The following is a 20,484-nucleotide window of genomic DNA, read 5'->3' as shown; positions in this document are numbered from 1 at the left end:
CGGAGTCGTTGGGGTTTTTTGATTCGGGGCTGGAGTACGTTCAGCCCTTCATCTACAGGAAGCCGGAGTCATGAGCGAGTCACGGGTGTTGGTTGCCCGCATCGGGCAAATGCAAGTCACGCACACCGGTGACACCTTGAAAGCCATCATGGGGTCGTGCGTGGGCGTGGGCCTGCTGTGGCCGAAACGTGGGGTCTACGCGTTGAGCCATTGCCTGCTGGCCAACTCGAGCGGTGACGGATCCGAGCTGAATGCGAAGTATGTGAGTGACGCCATTCCGATGATGCTCGAGGCGATGGGCGTCGAAACGCGCCGCGACCGCTTCTCCTTGAAGGCCGTGGTCGTCGGCGGCGGCAACATGCTGCAGGAGAACGGCACGGCGGAAGCAGAGGAGATCGGCCCGGGCAACCTGAATGCCGCGCGTGAACACCTCGCCAAGCACGACATCATCATCGAACGGCTGCAGGACGCGGAGGGCAACGCCTCCCAGCTGTTCATCAACGGCGAGACTGGCGAATACGAAGTGGTGCTGATACCCAAGCTTGTGGTGTGAGCGACACCCGGCACTCGCGGGGAGCGGCCCCGTGCGACGTGCCACGGAGGAGAACGAGGTGGAAATGAACAGTGGCACGAAAGACATGATCTACGGGTCGTTCATGCTTGGCAGCACCGAGCTCGCGGTCAACGCGAGCGAGTTGCAGGAGGTGGTCAACCTGCCCGATGACCTCAAGGCGGTGCCGTTGGCACCCGACTATTTCGTCGGTGTGTTTTCCCTGCGCGAAACCGTGGTGCCGGTCATCGACATGCGGGCGCTGCTCAAGCAACCGCCCAACGACACCGAAGACGACGAGCGGCGCGATTGCATCGCGATCATTCGTGTTGGCAACAGTCGCATGGGCCTGCTGTTCGACTGTACGTCGGAAGTCTTGCGGATCACGCGAGACCAGATCGAGGATTTCGACTACCACGACCTCGAAGACGGTGAGCCGGCGCCGGTCAAGGGCATCATCTCACTCGACAGGGGTCAACGGCTGGTGCAGGTGCTCGAGCCGCTCAGCCTGTTGAAGCTGCCGGGTGTGCCGCTGTCGAAGAAACACCGGTCGTCCGAATCGACGGCGACCCAGCGGCACAGCCTGCGTCACCGGTGTATCACCTTCGGTGCCAGTGGCAGCCGTTACGGTTTTCGCATCGACGCCGTCAGCGAGATCATTCCGATGCGGGAGTTGGAGCAGACCGGTCTGATGTCGGAAACCTGTGTCGGCGAGATCGAGCTGCGCGGCACGGTGCTGCCGGTGCTCGATTTCTCGCGCTTGCTCGACAGCGAGGCGAGCAGCCAGACCTCCGAGACCAGCCGGATCGTCATCGCACGGGTGAACCAGCATTCAATCGGGTTCAAGGTCGATGTTGTCGAGGGCATCACCGAATACACCTGCGAGGACCTCCAGCCCCTGCCGCGTTTCGAGGACCACTCGCGCGTGTTTCTTGCCGGCTGTGTCGTGCAGGAGCACGCCACCGACATTTGCCTGATCGACCACGACAAACTCTACGCCACCCCGGAGGTCATGCTGCCCGCCGAGGCCGGCAGCTTTCTCGAAAGCGACATGGCCGTCTCCGGGGACCGCGAAAACCAGACCTACCTGCTTGCGTCGCTCGGCTACGAGTTCCTGCTGCCGGTTGCGGACATTTCCGAGATCATCGACTGCCCCGACACCGTCAGCCCGGTGGCCGGCGCCCCGGGGTTCATCGACGGCATCTTCAACCTGCGCCGTAAGGTGGTTACGGTTGTTGACATGCGGGCCCTCTACGCGCTGGGTGAACGCCAGTCCGATCTCGAACCCAAGTTGGTCATCGCCGAACACGCCGGTGGTTTGATCGGGCTCCGAGTGGACGGCGTGAAAGACATTGTCAAGGTCACCTCTGATCGCTTGCACCAGGCGCCGCAGACGCTGCTCGCAGGCTGGTCACAGGCGTGCCGCGAGGACATTCAGCAGGTATTCATGGAGGACAACACGGCTCACCCGATCCTGCCACTGTCCTCGGCGCTGGGCCGCGTCGCGCCGGTGCCTGATGCGGCCGACGCACAACGCGCTGCCTGATCGGGACGCTGCTGTCGCGATCAGGCTCAGGTGGCGCTGACCGCACTGACGAAGTGGATGTGGGCGGGTACCCGCGTGCCAGCGTCGTGTTCACCGCCTTCGAACGCCGCCCGCACACGCTCGACGATGGCCGCGCGGTCCACCTCGGTGGGCGGGTACTCACGGTACACGCGCGACACCGGCCCGAGGCCGCTGGCGAGTTCGGCGGCGGTCGGCGCTGAACCGGCAACGTGCAAACCGACCTCGCGCGAGACGATGGCGATGTCGGACCAGCCTGCCGCGGCGAGAATCCGCTGGATGTAGTCACTGTCGCCGAACGCAGTGGGGCCGGGCTTGCGCGGATCGCGTGGCGGCACCGCGCCAAGCTGTGCCACCGCGGCCTCGAGCGGGTCGGCAAACCACGGGTTGTCCTCAATCTCACCCCACGCGGCGAACGCCAGCCGCCCACCCGGGCATGTGTGCGCCCGCAGGTTGGTGAACGCTGCCACCGGGTCGCTGAAGAACATCACGCCGAAACGCGACACGACGACGTCCGCATGCAGCCCGAGGGTGGCAACCTGGGCATCGGCCTCGATCAGGTGGACGTTCGTGATCGCAGCGCGTGCCAGCCGCGCGCGCGCGTCGTCGAGCAGCGAGGTGGACACGTCGAGGGCGTGGACGGTGCCTGCGTCACCGACGTGGTGGGCCAGCGCTGCCGTGGTGTCGCCGTTGCCGCAGCCGACGTCGATCGCACACTCGCCCGCGCCAGCGGCGGCCAGTGAGAGCACCTCTTCGGTGATCTCTCGAAAGAGGGTGTCGAGCGCGTGTTGGTGGGTTCGCCATTGCTCGCCACCCCGCTGGTTCCAGAAGCGAATCTCGTCTGCGTTGCTCATGCGCCGGCCTGCATTCGGGTACACCGTTTATCATGACACGGGCCGCGCGAGCGGCCCATCTGATCACCACTCAAGGCGAGGAAGGTCGAATGCGCAACGTGCTGTTCATTGTCTGCGACGAGATGGCGCGCACGGCGCCGGGGTGCTATGGCAACGCCACAGCGCAGACCCCGCACATCGATGCCCTCGCTGCGTCCGGCGTGCGCTTCAGCCGGGCGATCACACCGTCGCCGATTTGCATCCCCGCGCGCGCGAGCCTTGCCACGGGCCTCGCGGTGCACGAACACGGCTGTTGGTCGTCGGCACAGGCCTTCGCCGGTGCGCAGCCCACCTGGATGCGGCGCTTGCGCGGCCACGGTGCGGACGTGGTGTCGATCGGCAAACTGCACTACCGCGAGCCGGGCATCGACTACGGTTTCAGCGACGTGCGCTTGCCGATGTTCGTGGCCAACGGCGGTGTCGGTTGGGCCGAGGCGCTGCTGCGCTCGCCCTTGCCCGACTACCCCGGTGCTGCGGAGATGGCCGCCGACGTCGGGCCGGGTGACACCAGCTACACCGACTACGACCACGCCATCACCGACGACGCCGAAGCCTGGTTGCGCGCGCGCGTCGCAGAAGACGGCCCGTTCGCGTTGTCGGTCTCGCTCGTCTCGCCCCATTACCCGCTGAGCGCCCCCGATACGCACTGGGCACGGTTCGACGGCGTGAGCCTGCCCGCAACGCTCGAGCATCGGGACGCGCACCCGGTGCTCGAGCAGATGCGCGCGTTCTGGGACTACGACGCCCACTTCACACCCGCGACGCGGGCCGCGGCACGGCGCAACTACTGGGCCCTGTGCGCGCTGGTCGACGACGCGGTCGGGCGATTACTCGCTGCCCTGGACGCGACCGGCTTGCGGGCCAACACCGACATCGTGTTCACCAGCGATCATGGCGACATGCTCGGCGACCGCGGTTGGTGGGCCAAGTCGGTGATGTTCGACGGCTCGGTGGGCGTACCGCTGATCGTCAGTGGCCCGTCGCTCGACGGCCGGCGTGGGGTGTGTGACACGGCGGTCAACCTGACCGACATCGGTGTCACGCTCGAGCACATGATGACAGGCTTGTCCCCCGGTCAGCCCGATCAGCCCTGGCAACCGCGCTCGCTGCTCGACATCGCACGTCAGCCCGACTCTGCCCGCCCGGTGTTAAGTGCCTACCACGACGGTGGCAGCCCTTGCGGATTCGTGTTGCTGCAGCGCGGCGGCGACAAGCTCATCCGCTACGCCGACGGCTCTGCGGACCAGTTCTTCGACACCGTCGCCGACCCGCTCGAGCTGCACGACCGCGGTGCCGAGTGCGTGCCGGCGCACCGGGAGCTGGCGGCGCTCTTGCCCGAGATCTGTGATCTCAAGGCGTGTGACCGGGCGGCTTTTGCCTCGCAGGCTGCGGTGCTCGCGTCGCTGGGTGGTGAGGCCGGCCTGCAGGCGCTCGCCCCCTTTAACCACACACCGGTCGGCAGTTAAGCTGGTGGCGTCACACGCACAATCGGGATACCGCCGCGTTCGCATGGGCCAAGCACAACAGACAAGACCGGGCGCCGTGGGGCGCGCACTGAGCGCGTGTGGGGTGGCCCTGGGTCTCACCGGTTGCCTGCTGACCGGCGGCACTCAGGCCCTCGATGCGTTCGACGCGCTCGAACCGGTGTCGGTGTACGCGGTCTCCGACACGGACCTCAGCCTCGAGTGGGTCGACGGCGACAACAGCCTCGCCGAGGACAGTGCGCTCTGGGAGTCGGTGCTCGATCTTCTGCCGGCCACCTACCTGCGCGGGCGCGTGGTCGAATTCCAGGTGTTCAGCGACGGACCCGAAGAGACCCTCGCCTACGTCGCCAAGCTCGACACCGTGGCCGACACCTGGGTGTTCGCGCTGGATTACGTCGACGCGGCCGAGGCCGACGAAGGCGAGTGGGTGACCACCCTGACGCACGAGTACGCGCACATCGTCGCGCTTGGCGGCGGCGAACTCGACGGCGAGGCGAGTTCGTGCGAGCGCAGTTTCGCGGTCGAGGAGGGCTGTGCGCTGCCGCACTCGTTGCTGCTGGCCTGGGTCAAGCGTTTCTGGCCGCTGACCCTGCAGCGCGAGCACGGTGCACTGGTGGGGCACGACGTTGCGGACGCGGACGGTCTCGCCGAATTCTACGAGCGCTACCCGCTGGACTTCGTCAACGAGTACGCCGCGACCAACCCGGTCGAGGACGTGGCGGAGAGTTTTGCCTATTTCGTGTTTCTCGACGACGACATCGACGCCGCGACCCGGCGCGAGCACAAGGTGCGGTTCTTTTACGCCTACCCCGAGCTGGTGGCGTTGCGCTCGGCGATCCGGGCGCGGACGCCGGTGCGCCGCGCCTCGATTGACAGCGACGCCAGCGAGTGAGCCACGACGCCATGGTCATCGTCTACCGCGCCGCCAACCCGCAAGAGGCGCACATCGTCGCGGGCATGCTGCAGGCCGAGGGCATCGAGGCGTACGCCTCCGGCACGCTGTTGCAAGGCGGTGTCGGCGAACTCGCCGCGACCGATTTCGCCCTTGTGCGCGTCCCCGAACACGACGCAGTTGCGGCCAAGGCGTTGGTGCAGGACTACGACAGCGGTGCGGTTGCGGCCGCTTGGGACGCGTCCGGCGACGCGGTCGACGTCGACGAGCGGGCGCTCGCCCCCCGCACGCCGTGGTCGCAGGTGCTGATGTGCCTGGCCGTCGTCGCATTGGCGTTGCTGGTGGTGTTGAGCTGGGTCTAGATCACGCGGTCGTGCGGCTCGCGCCCGGCGAACAAGGCGTCGAGGTTGTCGAGCAGGCAGGTGGGGTATCCGCCGTGTCAGGCTAGCCCGCGCAGCTCACCCTTGCCGGCGTCGCGCGTCGCCCTGAGCCCTTGCCTCAGGGCGTTGTTGGCGATGCACTCGGAGTGCGCTCGGTGTGCAGGTCGCCCCGGTCCCCGTGCTGGTGCACCTGCTTCGTCGATGCGGCTGTGGCTCCGTCGCAGGCGATGAGGATTGACGTCGCATTTGCGTTCCAGGCGCGAGTCGACCGCCGCGGGCCGTCGGCGGGACACAAGGACAGGGGCCTCACTGAAACGGAATTCAGTCTGTGGGGCGCTTCGCCTTGGGCAGGCTGGCCTCGACGGTGTCGAGCAGCGCCTGCCGCGCGAGCTCGATCGCGCCGCCCAGCGGACGGTCCACCGTGAGCGTGGGCACCCGTTGGCGGATGGCCGCGTGCAGCGCCGCGCCGATGGCACCGAGTGCGGTGCGGCCGCGCAAATCGATCGCCTGGCAGGCCACCAGCGCTTCGAGCGCGACGAGCTGTTCGAAGTCGGCGGCCTGGGCCGTGAGTTGCTCTGCGCTGTGGGCGGTCATCGGTGCCACGTCCTCGACCGCGTCGCTGACCGGCACGCCCGCGAGCACGGCGGGTTGCGCGCGGTGCGCGATGCGGGCCAGCAATGCCACGGCTGTCTTTTGGCTCGGCACCCAGCCCGCTGAGGGTGGGCCGGTTGGTGAGAGGTACTGTGGCAAGCCGGAGCGGGTGGGGTCCATCATCCGTTGCATGCGTTGCACGCTGGCGTTCGCCATGGCCACGGTCGCAAACAACACCGACTGCAGGTGCAGCGCGAGCGCCGGAGCGACGAAATTGGGCGAGGAGAGCAGCTCGCCGTCGTCGAGCACGACCGGGCTGTCCGGGCTTGCATTGAGCTCATCCTCCCAGGTGTCCACCGCGGTGTCGAGCGCGGCCTCCGCTGCGCCGATCACCGGCGCCACGGTGCGAAAGGACAGCGCTTCCTGCACCCGGCGAGGTGTGATTCCGGCCTCGTTGATGGCGGCCCGAAACCAGGCTGCGACGGCGCCCTGGCCTGGCGCCGGGCGCAGCGCATTCACCCGCGCGTCAAACACCACCGGGTTGGCCTCGTAGCCGAGGTAGGACAGCAACGTTGCGTGTTTCTGCAGCGTGGTAGCGAGGCGGGCGGCGTGCAGTGCGTGGCCGGCGAGGCTGACCGTGAGGCCGGTGTGGCTCGCGAGGACCAGCCCGTCCTTGGGTTGCAGTGGCGGTGGGGTCAGGCCGCGGGCGGCGAGTGCACGGGCCGCTTCGACGCGTTGGCCGGTGTCCCAGAGTTCGCCGTCTCCCAGCAGTGCGAGCCCGGCGTGGGCGTTCTGTGTGAGGTCCGCTGCGCCGATCGAGCCGGTATCCGGAAATACTGGTGCCAGGCCTGCGTTGTGTACGGCGAGCAAATGTGCGAACGTACCCGGGCTCATGCCACTGTGGCCGTGCGACGCGCTGATCAGGCGCGCCAGCACCGCGCCGCGGCTGATCGACTCGGGCACCGGCTCGCCGCAGGCGACTGCACGGCCCGCCAGAATCTGGCGCTGGAACGCGGCGATGTCGGCGTGGGGAACGCGGCGGTCGACGTTGGCGCCGAGGCCGGTGGTGAGGCCGTAGACCGGCGTGCCCCGGGCCGCGTGCTCGACGACGTGGCGGTGTGCACGCGCGACGCGTGATTCGGCGGCGGGAGCGAGCGACACCGGTTGCACGGTCTGTGACGCCGCCTGAAACGCCGTCAGGGTGACACGCGTGCCGTCGAGTTGCACGGTCAGAAGAAGCGCAGGCGCTGGCCGATGCCGCGGTCGCGCGCCTTGGCGAGCATGGCGTGGCCGAGCGCGATGTCCGAGAGCGACAGCCCGCGGTGCCAGAACAGGATGGTTTCGTCGTCGGCCTCGCGCCCCGACTTGCTACCGGCGGCGATCTCGCCGAGTTCGGCATGCAGGCTGTCGGCCGTCAGTTTGCCCTGGTCGACGTGGGCGCGCAGCGCACCAAAGAGCCCGTGTGCCTGACCCCAATCGTCCATGACCACCTTGTCCATGATGTCGATCAGGTCGAGTTCCACGGCGGACATGGTGCCGTAGGGCACGACCAGGGCGCCGGGTTTGACCCAGGCTGTCTTGAAGAGCGGTTCAGGCTCGGGCAAGCGTGAGGCCTCGACCAGAATGTCGGCGCCCTCGAGGCAGGCCTGCCAGGTGTCGGTCACGACGATGTCGCGGCCGAGGTCGGCGCGCAGGCGCGCGGCGAACGCCTCGCGGCTTTCCGGTCGGCGGGAGTGCACCCGCACCTCGTCGAAGTCGAACAGGTGGCAGAGCAGGCGCACGTTCCAGTAGGCGGTGCCGCGTGCGCCGATGTGGGCGAGCACCTTGGGTTGCCGCGGGCCGAGGTGCTTGGCGCCGAGGGCGGTGATCGCGCCGGTGCGCATCTCGGTGATGCCGGTCGCGTCGACGATCGCCTTGGGTGCGCCCATGTGCGGGTCGAACAGCGTCAACAGACCGTACTCCGACGGGCGCCCTTGCAGGTAGTTGGGCACGAAGTCGCCGACCACCTTGACCCCGGCCGAGTCGATCTCGCCACCGATCCAACCGCGCAGCACGTTGAAGTGCCCTTCGACGTCCGTACGCGGCCGGATGTGGGTGCGCGGCTCGATTTCGGTCTCACCGCGGCCCTGGGCGATCAGGGCCAGTTCGACGGCGTCGAGGATCTCGTCGTCGGTGATTGCGAGCGACTCGATGTCGAAGCGGTTGAGGAAGTCGAGGTAGACCGGTACGTCGCCGTCTGTGCTCACGGTGGGCACACTCCTGCAGTGGGTTGAGGTGGCCGCGCGCGGGTCACCTCAGAGGTTACTCAACAGGTCGCGCTGTTCCAGCGCGAGCAGAAAGCGCTTGGTTTCCAGGCCGCCGCCGAAGCCGGTCAGGGAGTTGTCCGCACCGATGACCCGGTGGCAGGGCGTCATGATCGGCAACGGGTTCGCGCCGTTCGCGGCGCCGACGGCGCGTGACGCCGTCGGCTTGCCGATACGCCTGGCGAGTTCGCCGTAGGTCAGGGTCTCGCCGTAGGGGATGGCCTGAAGCGCGGTCCACACCTGCTTCTGGAAGTCTGTGCCGGTGTGCTGTTGGGTCACGGTGAAGCGGGTCAGCTCGCCCGCGAAATAGGCGTCGAGCTGGCGTCGCACCTCGCCGAAGAAGCCGTCGTCGCGCGGCCAGTAGTCGGCCGGCGACATCGCCCGGCTGCCGCCGGGGAAGCTCAGGTAGTGCAACGCGCGTTCGTCGCCCGCCATCAACAGCGGACCGACCGGACTGTGGTGGTAGCTGTGTCGAAGGGGCGGCGTCATGCAGGGCGGGTCGCGGTCTGGGGACGCCCCGCAGTGTATCGCAGTTGCCGGCGGCTGCGCGGCGCCCGCCCCGCCGCTTGTGCCGGTCCCGGCGAAACCCGACAATTCGCGGATGCAAACGCCCGACTACCGCACGCTGATCGACGACGAGACCTGGCGGTTCATCCGCGAGACCGAGTCGCACTACCCGGCCCACACGGTCTCGCTCGACGTCGCCGGGCAGCGGCGCGTCTACGACACGATGTGCGCGGCCTTCCGACGACCCCGGCCCGACACGGTGATTTCCACCGACGTCAACGCCGAGCGCGACGGCTTGACGGTGCCGGTGCGGGTGTACCGCAGCACGGTGTTCGCGCCCGCGGCGGTGTTGTACCTGCACGGTGGCGGCTTTGTCGTTGGGGGATTTGACAGCCACGACGACGTCTGTGCGGAGCTCGCCGAGCGCACCGGGCTTGCGGTCGTCGCGGTCGACTACCGCCTCGCACCCGAGCACACCCACCCGGCCGCGTTCGCCGACGTGCTTGCCGCCTACCGCTGGACCTTCGACCACGTCGACGGCCGCGTGATCCTCGCTGGCGACAGCGCGGGCGGCTGCCTCGCGGCGGCGCTCTCGCACGTGCTGCGCGGCGCCCAACGGCCGCTCGGCCAGGTGCTGATCTACCCGGGCCTCGGCGGGGACGTCGACGCGGGCTCCTACCTCGCGCACGCCAACGCGCCGATGCTGAGCCGCGACGATGTGCTGTTCTACCACCGCGTCTACAGCGGCGAGCGCGACCTCAGCGCCGACCCAACCTTCGCGCCACTCGCGTCGACCGATTTCGGCAACCTGCCGCCGACCGTCGCGATCAGCGCGGGTTGCGATCCGCTGCGCGACGACGCGCGCGTGTACTGCGAGCGGGTCACCGCCGCGGGCGGTGAGGCGACCCACATCGACGAGCCGGGTCTGGTACACGGCTACCTGCGGGCTCGCCACAGCGTGGCGCGGGCGCGCGCGAGCTTTGATCGCATCGTCGAGGCGCTGAGTGACTTTGCGCCCGTCGATGCGGTGCCGGCGGCTGAGGCCGCCCCGAACGCCTCGCGCGACGACACACCGTCGAGCTGATCAGACCGTGATGCCGTGGCGTGCGAGGTCGGCGCGCAGCGCGTCGGCCGAGGTGAACACGTGGCCCTGCCAGCCCGCCGCCTCCGCGGCGGCGATGTTTGGCGGAGAATCGTCGATGAAGTAGGTGGCCGCGGGGTTGAGCGCGAAGGCGCTGACGTGGTGTCGGTAGATTCCGGGCTCGGGCTTGATCATGCCGACATGGCCTGAAATCGTGCGCCCGCGCGGCGCGTCGAGCTCCGGAAAGCGCAGCCGCACCTCGGCGTAGGTGTCCTGGTTGAAGTTGCTCAACAAGGTCACGTCGCGGCCCTGTTCGACCAACGTCAACAGGATGTCCGCGGTGCCCTCGACGGCGCCTGGCACGGTCTCGTGCCACCGCCCGCGCCACGCGCGGATCAGATCGGCGTGGTCGGGGTAGTCGGCGATCAGCAGTGCCTCGGCCAGCGTCCAGTCGCGGCCGCGGTCCTGTTCGAGGTTCCATTCCGTGGTGCAGACATTGGCGAAGAACCACGCGCGTTCGGCGTCGTCGGGAATGAGCTTGCGGTAGAGCAGCTCGGGGTCCCAGTGCAGCAACACGCGTCCGATGTCGAAGACGATGTGCTCGATGGTGTGGGGCATGGTGTGCAGCGGCCGGTGCAGGTGTGCGTGCTAGAGTAGCCCGAATCCTGACGCGCCTGTGTGACCGATGTCGACCCGCCCGCTGCCCGAAGACCCTTCACCGGCCACCAGCCGCGCCGAAGTCCGCCTGCCGTGCACGAACCTCGTGGCGGAGATGCGTTTTTTTCAGGAGACCCTCGGGTTTCGGCTCGAGGAAATCTACCCCGCCGACGATCCACGCGTCGCCCTGGTGTCAGGCCACGGCTTGTATCTTCGCCTTCAGCTTGACGCGCCCGAAGCGCCCGCCACCGTACGCATTCTCAGCGACGCCCCCGAGCACGTCGCCAAGGGTCGGACACAGCTCGTGTCGCCCGGTGGCAACCGGGTGGAAGTGGACGCGCTCAACCCGAGTTACACCACGCCTGTGCCGACGCAGGAGTTCATCGTGCGACGTCTGGTCGACCGGGCGCCCTGGGTGATCGGTCGGGCCGGCATGCAGTACCGCGACCTCATTCCCGGCCGCTTGGGCGGCAGCATCATCGCCTCCCACATCCGCATTCCGGAGGGTGGCCCGGTGCCCGACATGGTGCACTACCACGTCGTCGGGTTTCAGCTGATCTATTGCTACCGTGGCTGGGTGCGCCTCGTCTACGAGGACCAGGGCGAGCCGTTCATCCTGAACGCCGGGGATTGCGTGACCCAGCCGCCGCAGATCCGCCACCGTGTGCTTGAGGCCTCGGACGGCCTGCAGGTGATTGAAATCGGCGTGCCGGCCGAGCACATCACCACCATCGACCACGACATGACGTTGCCAACGGCCACGGTGAACCGCGAGCGCGAATTCCAGGGCCAGCGTTTTTGCCACCACCTGCTCCACGAGGCTGTATGGCAAGCCTGGCGCCTGCCGGGTTTTGAAGCGCGCGACACGGGCGTGAACGACACCAGCGCAGGCGTCGCTGGCGTGCAGGTCGCACGCTACCGCGGCAATGCCGACACGCCGTCCGTCGCAACAACCCACGACGCCGACATCCTCTTCAGCTTCATCCTCAGCGGCTCGATGGTGTTGCACAGCACCGCGGGCGCCCAGCCGCTTGGCACCGGCGAAGCCTTCGTGCTGCCGCGAGGCGAGCCCCACCGCTACGCCGAGTGCAGTGATGACCTCGAATTGCTCGAAGTGAGCCTGCCCGGTCCCTTTGCCACAGAGGTACGCGCGCCGGCGGACTGAGTGCCGCGTAGCACGGCGCAGAGCCGAACCGGTGGCTGTTCAGGCCATGCGGTTTCGCACCGCGCTGGGTGTGGTGCCATGGTTTCTGTGCCACAAGCGTTGAAGCGCCCGAGCGTCCCGGAAGCCGGCGTGCTCAGCGACCTGATCGATTGGCAAGTTTGTCTCCCGAAGGAGCTGTGCACTGCGCTCGAGACGGGCGAGCTGGATGTAGTCCCGCACGGTGCGCCCGGTCGCACACAGGAAGCGGCGCCGCAGCTGGCGTTCGCTCAGGTGAACGGCCTCGGCCAGCGCAGCGAGGCCGCCACACACGGCGAGGTCTTCGGCGATCCGGTCCTGCACCGCGTGCACCCGCTGATCCGGGTGGTGTCGGCATTGCAGTGTGTCTGCGAGCGGCGTCTGGCTGACCTGGGGACGGCGGTAGATCATGAGGTCACGTGCCACCGTATCGGCCACTGCGTCGCCGAGGGTGTCTTGCACCAGGTGCAGGGCGAGGTCCGTCGCGCTCGAGAGGCCGGCGCTGGTGCAACGGCCGCGGTCGTCGACGAACAGCGTGTCGTCCTCGACGGTGGCGTGGGGCGCGGCGCGGCGAAGTTCGGCCAGCAGGCTGTGGTGGGTGGTTGCGAGGTACCCGTCGAGCAGCCCGGCGCGGGCGAGCATCAGCGCCCCGGCGCACACCGCCCCGACGCGCGCCCACCGTTCGGCGTGGGTGGCGAGCCAGTCGGCGGTGCGAGCGCCGGTGGCCGTGGCAAGCAGCGCGGGCATGTTGGTCGAGCCGATCGCAATCAGCCAGCGCCCGGCTTCGATGCTGCGCGGCAGGGGCGCGATGGCGCCGAACGCCAACCCCTGCGCGGTTGTGGTGTTGGCGTCCGGGCCGATCACGCGCAGCGGCCACGCGACAGATCGGTGGGCAAACACCTGCGCGGGTCCGGCGAGGTCGAGCAGGTGCATGCCGGGCAGCACCAGCAGGTCGATCCCGGTCGGTGGCTGGCTCAGCGACGCGTTTGGTGGCCTCACGGCTCGCCGGCGCGCAACGCCAGCACGCGGTCGAGGTAGCGGCGGTCGGCCGGCCGTGCGGCTGGGTCGCTGCCGAAATCGTCGCGGCAGCCGGGGTTGCAAAATCCGACGGTCTCGCCACGGTACTGCGTCAACGCGCCTGCCGACACCGGCTTGCCGCTGCGCGGACAATGGCGGTTGACCGCGGGGCTCTCAGCCGCCGCCGCCAGGGTCTCGACGGTGTGCACGGTGGCAAAGCGGCGGTGCAGCATCGCAGCCGTGTGGCGGTAGATGTCCGCTGCCGTGATCGTCTCGCCGGCGTCGGTGGTGACGGTGAAGCTCAGGGTCGCGTCCAACACGAAGTCGACTTCGTAACCGGCGTCGCGTGCAGCCCGGGCGGTGGTCTCACAGCACTGGTCGGTGCGGATGCCGCTGATGACCAGCCGTGCAGCGCGCTGGCTGGCGAGCCACGCGCCGAGTCCGTCGGCGTCGAGTGCGCTGTGAACGTGCTTGATGAACGTCGGTGTGTCGTCGGCGAGCGCGACAGCGGGGAGCGGGTCCACCCCGGGCCCGGTCGGGTCGAAGTGGTAGCGGCTGTGGTGGTGCACGCGCGCCACGGGCCAGCCGCGTGTCTGGGCCAGCGCGATCAGAGCGTTTTGCTGACTGAACCAAGCGTCGGTTGCCGGATTCTGCCACTCGGGTTCGTTTTCAAACGCGCGTTGTGCGTCGATCACGAGCAGGGCGGTGTGGGACATGGTGCGGCCTTTTCGGTCAGGGACGTGGGCCACAGTGTGCGCGCCCGTTATGGCGTGTGCGAGGCAAAGTTGGTCCTCAATCCGTCAGTTTCGGACACCCTCGCGGCCCCTGTCGGCAATCGGCTATGGTCTCACTCACCTTGGAGGTGTCGATGCGGTGGTGCATGAGCGGGCAACGGTCAGGTGTCTCGGACAGCGCGCGCATTGCGCTCATCGACGTGTGGGACCACCGTGTCGACTTCACGCGGGGCCCGTTCGCGATGGCGCATGTCACCGTGCAGCACGTGCACGGTCGGGTGGTGTGTGTGCGCGGCGACGACGGCAGCACCGGTCTCGGGGAGGTGGTCTTTTTGCCCTGGCAGACTGCGGCGGGCCGAGCGCAATGCGTGCCGGCCGAGGACACGGTGCTGGGTGGCTTGATCGGCGAGCCGTGGGCTGCGCTCGGTGACGTTGCGGTGCGCCTCACCCAGCGCGGTGGCGCCTGGCGGGGCGTCGCCCTGGCGTTGGAGACCGCTTGGCTCGACAGGGAGGCGGCGGTCCGTGGCGAGCCGCTCGGTCAGGTACTGGGCGGTCGGCAGCAAGCCGATGTGCCGGACTACCTGTCGGTGTCGGAGGGGTCGGTTGCGGCGCTCCGATCCCGGGTTCGGGGCGCGGGGTCGCAGTACGCGATCATCCAGCTGAAGCTGGGGATGGGTTCCGTTGCCAACGACATCCATGCGCTCTCCGCGGTACTGGACGTGATGACCGACGAGCAGGTGTTGCTCGCGGATGCGAACGGCGGGTGGTCCGTTGACGAGGCCATCGACATCATCGCGCAATTCGACGACGCGCGGATACGCTGGGAAGAGCCCTGCACCGCGTACGTTGACAACGCCCAGGTTGCCCGGCGGTCGGGGCGGCACGTCATGGTCGATCAGTGTGTCGGTGACGGGTGCGCCGCGACTCGGGCGATTGACGAGGGCGTTGTGCAATCCCTGTGCATCAAGCCGGCTGCACTCGGGGGGCTGTTGGCCGCACGGGAGCTGCGCGATCGCGCCACCCGGGCGGGGTTGCGCGTGCGCATCGACGGCCCGTGGTGCGGCGACATTGCGGCCGCGGCCATCCTGCATGTGGCCCTGGGTGCGCCGCCCGACAGGCTGATATCGGGCTGCGATCTGCGCGAACCGCTGGCCTTGGCGACTGACCTCAAGGGTTTGGTGTGCGTCGAGGGTGGCCGCATCGCGCCCCCGGCCGGCCCGGGTCTGGGCGCCGGTTTGAACCCGGACGCGCTTGGGCGCCCGGATACCTCCTACGGCGTTTGAAGCCGCGTGCCGCTGTCACGCCCTGCCAGCGCCAATCACGCCGCCACGGACCGGGAATCGACCGTCTCGGTGCGGCGCGGGCAGGGCACGCTGCTATCAGACGATGGCCTTCATGCCGGTCATGAAGCCGCGCAGCTTGGTGCCGACCACTTCGACCGAGTGGGCGCGCAAGGCGGCGTTGATGTCGACGAGGGTCTTGTTGTCGACACCGGCGTCGTCGGCGTCGAGGCCTTTGCCGATCACGTCGCTCTTGAGCTTGGGCATGAACTGCTCGGCCAGCAGCGGACGCGCGGCGTGATCGAACAGGTAGCAGCCGTACTCGGCGGTGTCGGAGATGACCACGTTCATCTCGTACAGCTTGCGTCGCGCGATGGTGTTCGCGATCAGCGGGGTCTCGTGCAGCGACTCGTAGTAGGCGCTCTCCTCGATGATACCGGCGTCGACCATGGTCTCATACGCAAGCTCGACCCCGGCGCGCACCATGGCGACCATCAGGATGCCCTTGTCGAAGTACTCCTGCTCGGTGATCTCGTCTTCGGTGATCGTCTGCTTCTCGAAGTCGGTCTCGGCGGTGGCGGCGCGCCAGCCGAGCAGGTTGGCGTCGTCGTTGGCCCAGTCGGCCATCATGGTGCTCGAGAAGTGGCCCGACATGATGTCGTCCTGGTGCTTCTGGAACAGCGGACGCAGGATGTCCTTGAGCTCCTCGGAGAGTTCCCACGCGCGGATCTTCGCCGGGTTGGACAGACGGTCCATCATGTGAGTGACGCCGCCGTACTTCAGCGCCTCGGTGACGGTCTCCCAGCCGTACTGCACGAGCTTGGCCGCGTAGCCCGCGTCGATGCCTTCCTCGATCATCTTGTCATAACACAAGATTGACCCGGTCTGGAGCATGCCGCAGAGGATGGTCTGCTCGCCCATGAGATCGGACTTGACCTCGGCGATCGGCGAGGATTCGAGCACGCCGGCGCGGTGGCCACCGGTGCCGACCGCCAGGGCCTTGGCGATCTTCAGGCCGTCGCCGTTCGGGTCGTTCTCACGGTGCACGGCAATCAGCGTCGGCACACCGAAGCCGCGCACGTACTCGGCGCGCACCTCGGAGCCTGGGCATTTCGGGCACATCATCACGACGGTGAGTTCGGGCCGGACCTGCATACCCTCCTCGACCAGGTTGAAGCCGTGGGCGTAGTCGAGGCAGGCGCCGTCCTTCATCAGCGGCATGACCGCGTTGACGACCGCGGTGTGCTGCTTGTCCGGGGTCAGGTTCATGACGATGTCGGCGTTCGGGATCAGCTCCTCGTAGGTGCCGACGGTGAAGCCGTTCTCGGTCGCGTTCTTCCACGACTGGCGCTGCTCGTCGATCGCGGCCTGGCGCAGCGCGTAGCTCACGTCGAGGCCGGAATCGCGCAGGTTCAGGCCCTGGTTCAGGCCCTGGGCGCCGCATCCGACGATGACGATCTTCTTGCCGCGGATGTAGTCCACACCCTCGGCAAACTCGTCGCTGCCCATAAAGCGGCACTTGGCGAGTTCTTCGAGCTGAACACGCAGCGGCAGCGTGTTGAAGTAATTCTGTCCCATGGCGGTTCTCCGGCTGGGGGGAGGGAGTCGAGCGGGGCCGGGGCACACCCGGCGGGCCGCACACTGTATCGGTGTGACTGTGTTGCGTAAAATGAAATATCCAGAACGTAGTGTTGCGTTAAACGGGATATACCAATGGAAGAACGCGAAGCCGAGGTGCTCCTGACCCTCGCCGCGACCTTGCACTTCGGCCGCACCGCGACGCGCTGCAACCTCAGCACCTCGGCGGTCAGCCGCGTGGTTCAGCGCGCTGAGGCGCGTGTCGGGCACGCGCTGTTTACCCGCGACAACCGCCGGGTGCAGCTGACGCCGGCGGGGCGTCGGGTGTGCGCGCTGGTGGCCGAGCACAGTGCCGCGTGGGTCCAGCTGCGTGACAGCCTGGACGGGGCGGGCGACGGGCTGCGCGGCGAGATCAGCCTCTATGCCTCGGTCACAGCGAGCTACAGCGTGCTGGCGGATATCCTGCCCGGGCTGCGTCGTGCGCACCCCGGCATCGAGCTCAAGCTGCACACCGGCGACCAGGCGGACGGCGTCGAGCGCGTGCTGGGTGGGGTCGACGATTGTGCCGTGGTCGCCGAACCGGACCGCCTGCCGCCGGGCCTCGCCTTCGTGCCCTTGCGCACCTCGCCGCTACGGCTCTACGGCCCGGTGTCCGGTCCGGTTGCCGACGCCATGCAGGTGTGCCTGGACGCCGGGCGCGAACCGCGCTGGGCCGAGACGCCGGTGGTGTTGGCCGAGCACGGCCTCGCGCGCGACCGGCTGCTCGCGCGCTTCAGCGAGCGTGGGGAGTCGCCGCGGGTGTACGCGCAGGTGGCTGGCCACGAGGCGGTGGTCAGTGTGGTCAGCCTGGGTTTTGGCGTCGCGGTGGTGCCGGAGCTCGTGATGGCGCACAGCCCGGTCAGCGAGGCGATCCGGGTGCTGCCCTGGTTCGACGACCTCAAGCCGTTCTCGATCGGGGTGTGTGCCCAGCGACGGCGGCTGGACGACCCGCTGCTGGCCGCGTTCTGGCGGCAGGCCGACCCGGCCAGTGGCGGTCGCTGACGGCGCAGCGACTCAGTCTCGGCATACGTTCGGCGTGCGATTCCTCGGGGAGGGTGCCGAGTTCGCCGACGCGTTCCTCAGCGCGTTGGCGAGCACGGCTTGGACACTCAAGCGGGCCTAGAGGCTGGCCGATAACAAGGTACTGAACCTGTCACGTGATCACCGCTATGCGCAGTCATTCCAACGCGTCGAATCCACCCCTTCAATCCGGTTTTACGCTGATCGAGCTCATGATTGTCATCGCGATTATTGGCATTTTGGCCAGTATTGCGGTTCCGTCCTACCGCAGCTACGTCCAAAAAGCGAATCTCGCGAAGGCGGTGACGCTGGGCACCTCGCTCGCGGACAAAGCCATCGTGTTTTACAACATCAATGGTCGGTGGGCTTCAGAGGCTGAGATGGAAGGCGTCGTTGGAACCGCTGACCGGAACGACTTCGCGAACGACGACAACATCATCAGCGCGTTCGTGACCAACCGAAGAGGGGTCGGTCAGGCCTATGTGCTGTTGACGGCGGCGTCGATTGGGGACACAGCCAACCGTTGGATTGGACTCACGCTCAGTGACAACGGCAGCCAAGTCACCAAAGATTGGTGTGACCCGACCATGCCGGAAGTGGGCATCTATCCAGACGACCTGCGGTCCATGCTGGAATGCTGATATCGCACCGCCGCTGACAGTGCGCAAGGCAACCGTCTGATCCAAGCGGATGCGTTGCAAAACCAGGTTGACGCCCTATCGGTCGAGCGCGCTGTGCCCGTCCAGGTTGGTGGCCATTTGGCGTCGAGCTACACAGGGCGGCGCGTTCCTCTGACCTGACTCCGTGTTCAGCGGTCCTGCCAGTCCGGTTCGCGTTTCTCGATGAACGCGCCGATGCCTTCTTCGGCGTCGTGGGCGAGCATGTTCTCGGTCATGACCTGGCTTGCGTAGTCGTAGGCGGCGGCGAGGTCGAGTTCGCGTTGGCGGTAGAAGGCGCGTTTGCCGGTCTTGACCGTCAGTGTGGATTTTGACGCGATCTTGGCCGCGAGGGCGTTGACCGTGGCGCGCAGCTCGGCTGCGGGCACCACGCGGTTCACAAGGCCCATGCGGTGGGCGGTGTCGGCGTCGACCGGCTCGCCGAGCATCAGCATTTCCATTGCGTGTTTGGCGCTGACAGCGCGCGAGAGTGCAACCATCGGTGTCGAACAGAACAAACCGATGTGCACGCCCGGGGTGGCGAACTGGGCGTCCTCGCTCGCCACCACCAGGTCGGCGCTCGCGGCGAGCTGGCAGCCGGCTGCGGTCGCCATCGCGTGCACCTCGGCGATCACCGGCTGCGGCAGTTGAGTCAGGCTTTGCATCAGCGTGGCGCAGCGCGCCAGCGTGTCCTCGAAGAAGGCGCGCCCGCGGTCGCTGTTCTGTCGGGCGGCGGTCATTTCCGTGAGGTCGTGGCCGGCGCAGAACACCGGGCCGTTGGCCGCAATCACCACCACGCGCACGGCAGGGTTGTCTTGCGCACTGTCGAGCGCAGCCTGAAGTGCATCGAGCATCGCCAGCGACAAACTGTTGCGCGAGGCCGGTGTGTTCAGCGTCAGGCGCAACACGCCGTTGTCGGTGTGCTCCAGAACCGGTGATGCACTCATCGCGACGCCTCGTCTCGTGGTGTGAATGGCAGGGCCTCGACCGTCCCCGGCACCCGCTGATCGGCGTCGACTTGCACCTCGACCCCCTGCCCGGGGGCCGACGCCGAGCGCGCCAGGATGCCGAGGGCGACGTGCGCCCCGAGTCGCGGAGAGTGTATCGCGGATGTCAACGAACCCACGGTCTCGCCGCCGACCCGCACCGGCCAGGGTTCGGCGCAGACCGCGCCTCTCGGGGCGTCGACCCGGACGCCGCACAGGCGTCGTGTGACACCTCGGGTGCGCTGGGCACGCAGGGCGTCCAGGCCGATGCAGCCTGTGTCGGTGTCGAGGTCGCACCAGCGCGCGAGGCCGGCCTCGAGCGGGCTGTCGTCGCGCGTCATCTCGTTGCCAAAGGACAAGAGGCCCGCTTCGATGCGGTCGATGAGGTTCGGGCAGCCCGGACGGATGTCGAACGCCTGACCGGCGTGCCAGAGCGCGTCCCAGGCCGCGCGGCCCTGGGCCGGGGTGGGGTAGAGCTCGAAGCCGCCCTGGCCCGAATAGCCCGAGCGCGCGACCGTGCACGGACTGCCGTCGATCTCGACCGTGGCGGTGCCGAAGTACCGCACGTTGCGGAGGTGGTCGCCATAGAGCGTGCACAGGAGCGCTTCGGCGCGTGGCCCTTGCACCGCGATCGGCCAGATGTCGGCCTCGCCAACGCTCACGTCGAGGTCGGCGCCGCGCGCGAGGCCCAGCGCGTAGAGCGCAACGTCCGAGTCGGCGATCGACAACCAGAAGTGGTCCTCGCCGAGCTTGAGCGTGATCGGGTCGTTGACCAGCAGGCCCCGGTGGTCGACAAGCGGTGTGTAGACGCAACGGCCAACGGCAACGGTGCTGAGGTCGCGCGGGGTCATCCATTGCACGAGGCGACCGGCGTCCGGCCCGCGAATCTCCACCTGCCGCTGACAGCCGACGTCCCACAGTTGCACGTGTTCACGGAGGTGCCAGTAGTCGTCCTCGACCGAATGCTGAAAGGCCTTCGGCAGCAGTGTGTGGTTGACCACCGTGAAGCCGCTGACGCCGAGTGCCTCGACCCGCGCGGTGTAGGGCGTGCGGCGGATGCGCCGCGACATCTGCAAGCCGTTTCGCATGTGT

Annotated in this window: 20 protein-coding genes; 10 read left to right on the top strand and 10 right to left on the bottom strand. The window is 67.9% G+C overall.

The genetic code is table 11. From position 1 onward, the window contains the following. The first annotated feature begins 70 nt into the window (after positions 1-70). Together AAGA11_15790 and AAGA11_15785 are read left to right on the top strand one after the other, a co-directional pair. On the top strand, positions 71-553 hold the full coding sequence (locus AAGA11_15790; protein ID MEM9604329.1) for a chemotaxis protein CheD: 483 nt from the start codon (positions 71-73) through the stop codon (positions 551-553). A 31-nt stretch (positions 554-584) separates the two neighbouring features. Continuing rightward, positions 585-2,096: a chemotaxis protein CheW gene (locus tag AAGA11_15785; protein MEM9604328.1), complete on the top strand. Its 1,512-nt coding sequence runs from the start codon at positions 585-587 to the stop codon at positions 2,094-2,096. Positions 2,097-2,122: 26 nt separating this feature from the next. Here the strand turns inward: AAGA11_15785 and AAGA11_15780 are convergent, their stop codons facing one another. Further along, on the bottom strand, positions 2,123-2,968 hold the full coding sequence (locus tag AAGA11_15780; GenBank protein MEM9604327.1) for a class I SAM-dependent methyltransferase: 846 nt from the start codon (positions 2,966-2,968) through the stop codon (positions 2,123-2,125). A gap of 89 nt (positions 2,969-3,057) precedes the next feature. Between AAGA11_15780 and AAGA11_15775 the strand changes: the two genes are divergently transcribed. The 3 genes from AAGA11_15775 to AAGA11_15765 all read left to right on the top strand — a co-directional run bounded on the left by AAGA11_15775 (position 3,058) and on the right by AAGA11_15765 (position 5,745). Further along, complete coding sequence (locus AAGA11_15775; GenBank protein ID MEM9604326.1) at positions 3,058-4,473, top strand: sulfatase-like hydrolase/transferase; 1,416 nt, start codon at positions 3,058-3,060, stop codon at positions 4,471-4,473. 76 nt (positions 4,474-4,549) lie between these two features. Further along, entirely contained in the window at positions 4,550-5,383 is an 834-nt protein-coding gene (locus AAGA11_15770; GenBank protein MEM9604325.1) for a hypothetical protein, read from the top strand. Then, a complete protein-coding gene (locus AAGA11_15765) occupies positions 5,380-5,745 on the top strand; it encodes a DUF2007 domain-containing protein (GenBank protein MEM9604324.1) in 366 nt (121 codons plus the stop codon). Before AAGA11_15770 ends, AAGA11_15765 begins: the two co-directional genes overlap by 4 nt. A gap of 339 nt (positions 5,746-6,084) precedes the next feature. On the opposite strand, the gene AAGA11_15760 is transcribed toward AAGA11_15765, so the two are convergent. Genes AAGA11_15760 through AAGA11_15750 form a run of 3 tightly spaced genes read right to left on the bottom strand, consistent with a single transcriptional unit; the run spans position 6,085 to position 9,146 of the window. Next, positions 6,085-7,581, bottom strand: a complete 1,497-nt coding sequence (locus tag AAGA11_15760; protein ID MEM9604323.1) for an aromatic amino acid ammonia-lyase — start codon at positions 7,579-7,581, stop codon at positions 6,085-6,087. Between the two features lie 2 nt (positions 7,582-7,583). After that, positions 7,584-8,600 (bottom strand): ornithine cyclodeaminase family protein, encoded by a 1,017-nt coding sequence (locus AAGA11_15755; protein ID MEM9604322.1) that lies wholly within the window; start codon positions 8,598-8,600, stop codon positions 7,584-7,586. A gap of 48 nt (positions 8,601-8,648) precedes the next feature. Then, the gene (locus tag AAGA11_15750; protein ID MEM9604321.1) at positions 8,649-9,146 is read right to left on the bottom strand and encodes a methylated-DNA--[protein]-cysteine S-methyltransferase; all 498 of its coding nucleotides are present in this window, start codon (positions 9,144-9,146) and stop codon (positions 8,649-8,651) included. A gap of 112 nt (positions 9,147-9,258) precedes the next feature. On the opposite strand from AAGA11_15750, the gene AAGA11_15745 reads away from it, so the two are divergent. Next, entirely contained in the window at positions 9,259-10,248 is a 990-nt protein-coding gene (locus tag AAGA11_15745; protein MEM9604320.1) for an alpha/beta hydrolase, read from the top strand. On the opposite strand, the gene AAGA11_15740 is transcribed toward AAGA11_15745, so the two are convergent. Next, a complete protein-coding gene (locus AAGA11_15740; protein MEM9604319.1) occupies positions 10,249-10,863 on the bottom strand; it encodes an HAD family phosphatase in 615 nt (204 codons plus the stop codon). Positions 10,864-10,930: 67 nt separating this feature from the next. Here AAGA11_15740 and AAGA11_15735 point away from each other — a divergent pair, with 67 nt between their 5' ends. Next, positions 10,931-12,067 carry an AraC family ligand binding domain-containing protein gene (locus AAGA11_15735; protein MEM9604318.1) on the top strand — a complete coding sequence of 379 codons (1,137 nt, stop codon included), beginning with the start codon at positions 10,931-10,933 and terminating at the stop codon, positions 12,065-12,067. A gap of 39 nt (positions 12,068-12,106) precedes the next feature. Here the strand turns inward: AAGA11_15735 and AAGA11_15730 are convergent, their stop codons facing one another. Continuing rightward, complete coding sequence (locus AAGA11_15730; protein MEM9604317.1) at positions 12,107-13,081, bottom strand: helix-turn-helix domain-containing protein; 975 nt, start codon at positions 13,079-13,081, stop codon at positions 12,107-12,109. Beyond that, complete coding sequence (locus AAGA11_15725) at positions 13,078-13,815, bottom strand: isochorismatase family protein (GenBank protein MEM9604316.1); 738 nt, start codon at positions 13,813-13,815, stop codon at positions 13,078-13,080. The genes AAGA11_15730 and AAGA11_15725 overlap by 4 nt, the downstream gene beginning before the upstream one ends. Before the next feature lie 152 nt (positions 13,816-13,967). Here AAGA11_15725 and AAGA11_15720 point away from each other — a divergent pair, with 152 nt between their 5' ends. Next, complete coding sequence (locus AAGA11_15720; GenBank protein ID MEM9604315.1) at positions 13,968-15,116, top strand: mandelate racemase/muconate lactonizing enzyme family protein; 1,149 nt, start codon at positions 13,968-13,970, stop codon at positions 15,114-15,116. Positions 15,117-15,212: 96 nt separating this feature from the next. Here the strand turns inward: AAGA11_15720 and ilvC are convergent, their stop codons facing one another. Next, positions 15,213-16,691 (bottom strand): ketol-acid reductoisomerase, encoded by a 1,479-nt coding sequence (gene ilvC, locus AAGA11_15715; protein ID MEM9604314.1) that lies wholly within the window; start codon positions 16,689-16,691, stop codon positions 15,213-15,215. A 135-nt stretch (positions 16,692-16,826) separates the two neighbouring features. Between ilvC and ilvY the strand changes: the two genes are divergently transcribed. Together ilvY and AAGA11_15705 are read left to right on the top strand one after the other, a co-directional pair. Further along, positions 16,827-17,732: an HTH-type transcriptional activator IlvY gene (gene ilvY, locus AAGA11_15710; GenBank protein ID MEM9604313.1), complete on the top strand. Its 906-nt coding sequence runs from the start codon at positions 16,827-16,829 to the stop codon at positions 17,730-17,732. Positions 17,733-17,899: 167 nt separating this feature from the next. Then, a complete protein-coding gene (locus tag AAGA11_15705; protein ID MEM9604312.1) occupies positions 17,900-18,391 on the top strand; it encodes a prepilin-type N-terminal cleavage/methylation domain-containing protein in 492 nt (163 codons plus the stop codon). 167 nt (positions 18,392-18,558) lie between these two features. Here AAGA11_15705 and AAGA11_15700 read toward each other — a convergent pair whose 3' ends face one another. Then, entirely contained in the window at positions 18,559-19,353 is a 795-nt protein-coding gene (locus AAGA11_15700; GenBank protein ID MEM9604311.1) for an enoyl-CoA hydratase, read from the bottom strand. After that, complete coding sequence (locus AAGA11_15695; protein MEM9604310.1) at positions 19,350-20,480, bottom strand: dimethylsulfoniopropionate demethylase; 1,131 nt, start codon at positions 20,478-20,480, stop codon at positions 19,350-19,352. The genes AAGA11_15700 and AAGA11_15695 overlap by 4 nt, the downstream gene beginning before the upstream one ends. Positions 20,481-20,484: the final 4 nt, after the last annotated feature.

The sequence above is a fragment of the Pseudomonadota bacterium genome, assembly GCA_039196715.1.
GTDB lineage: Bacteria > Pseudomonadota > Gammaproteobacteria > CALCKW01 > CALCKW01 > CALCKW01.
This window is presented reverse-complemented; position numbering and strand designations above follow the sequence as displayed.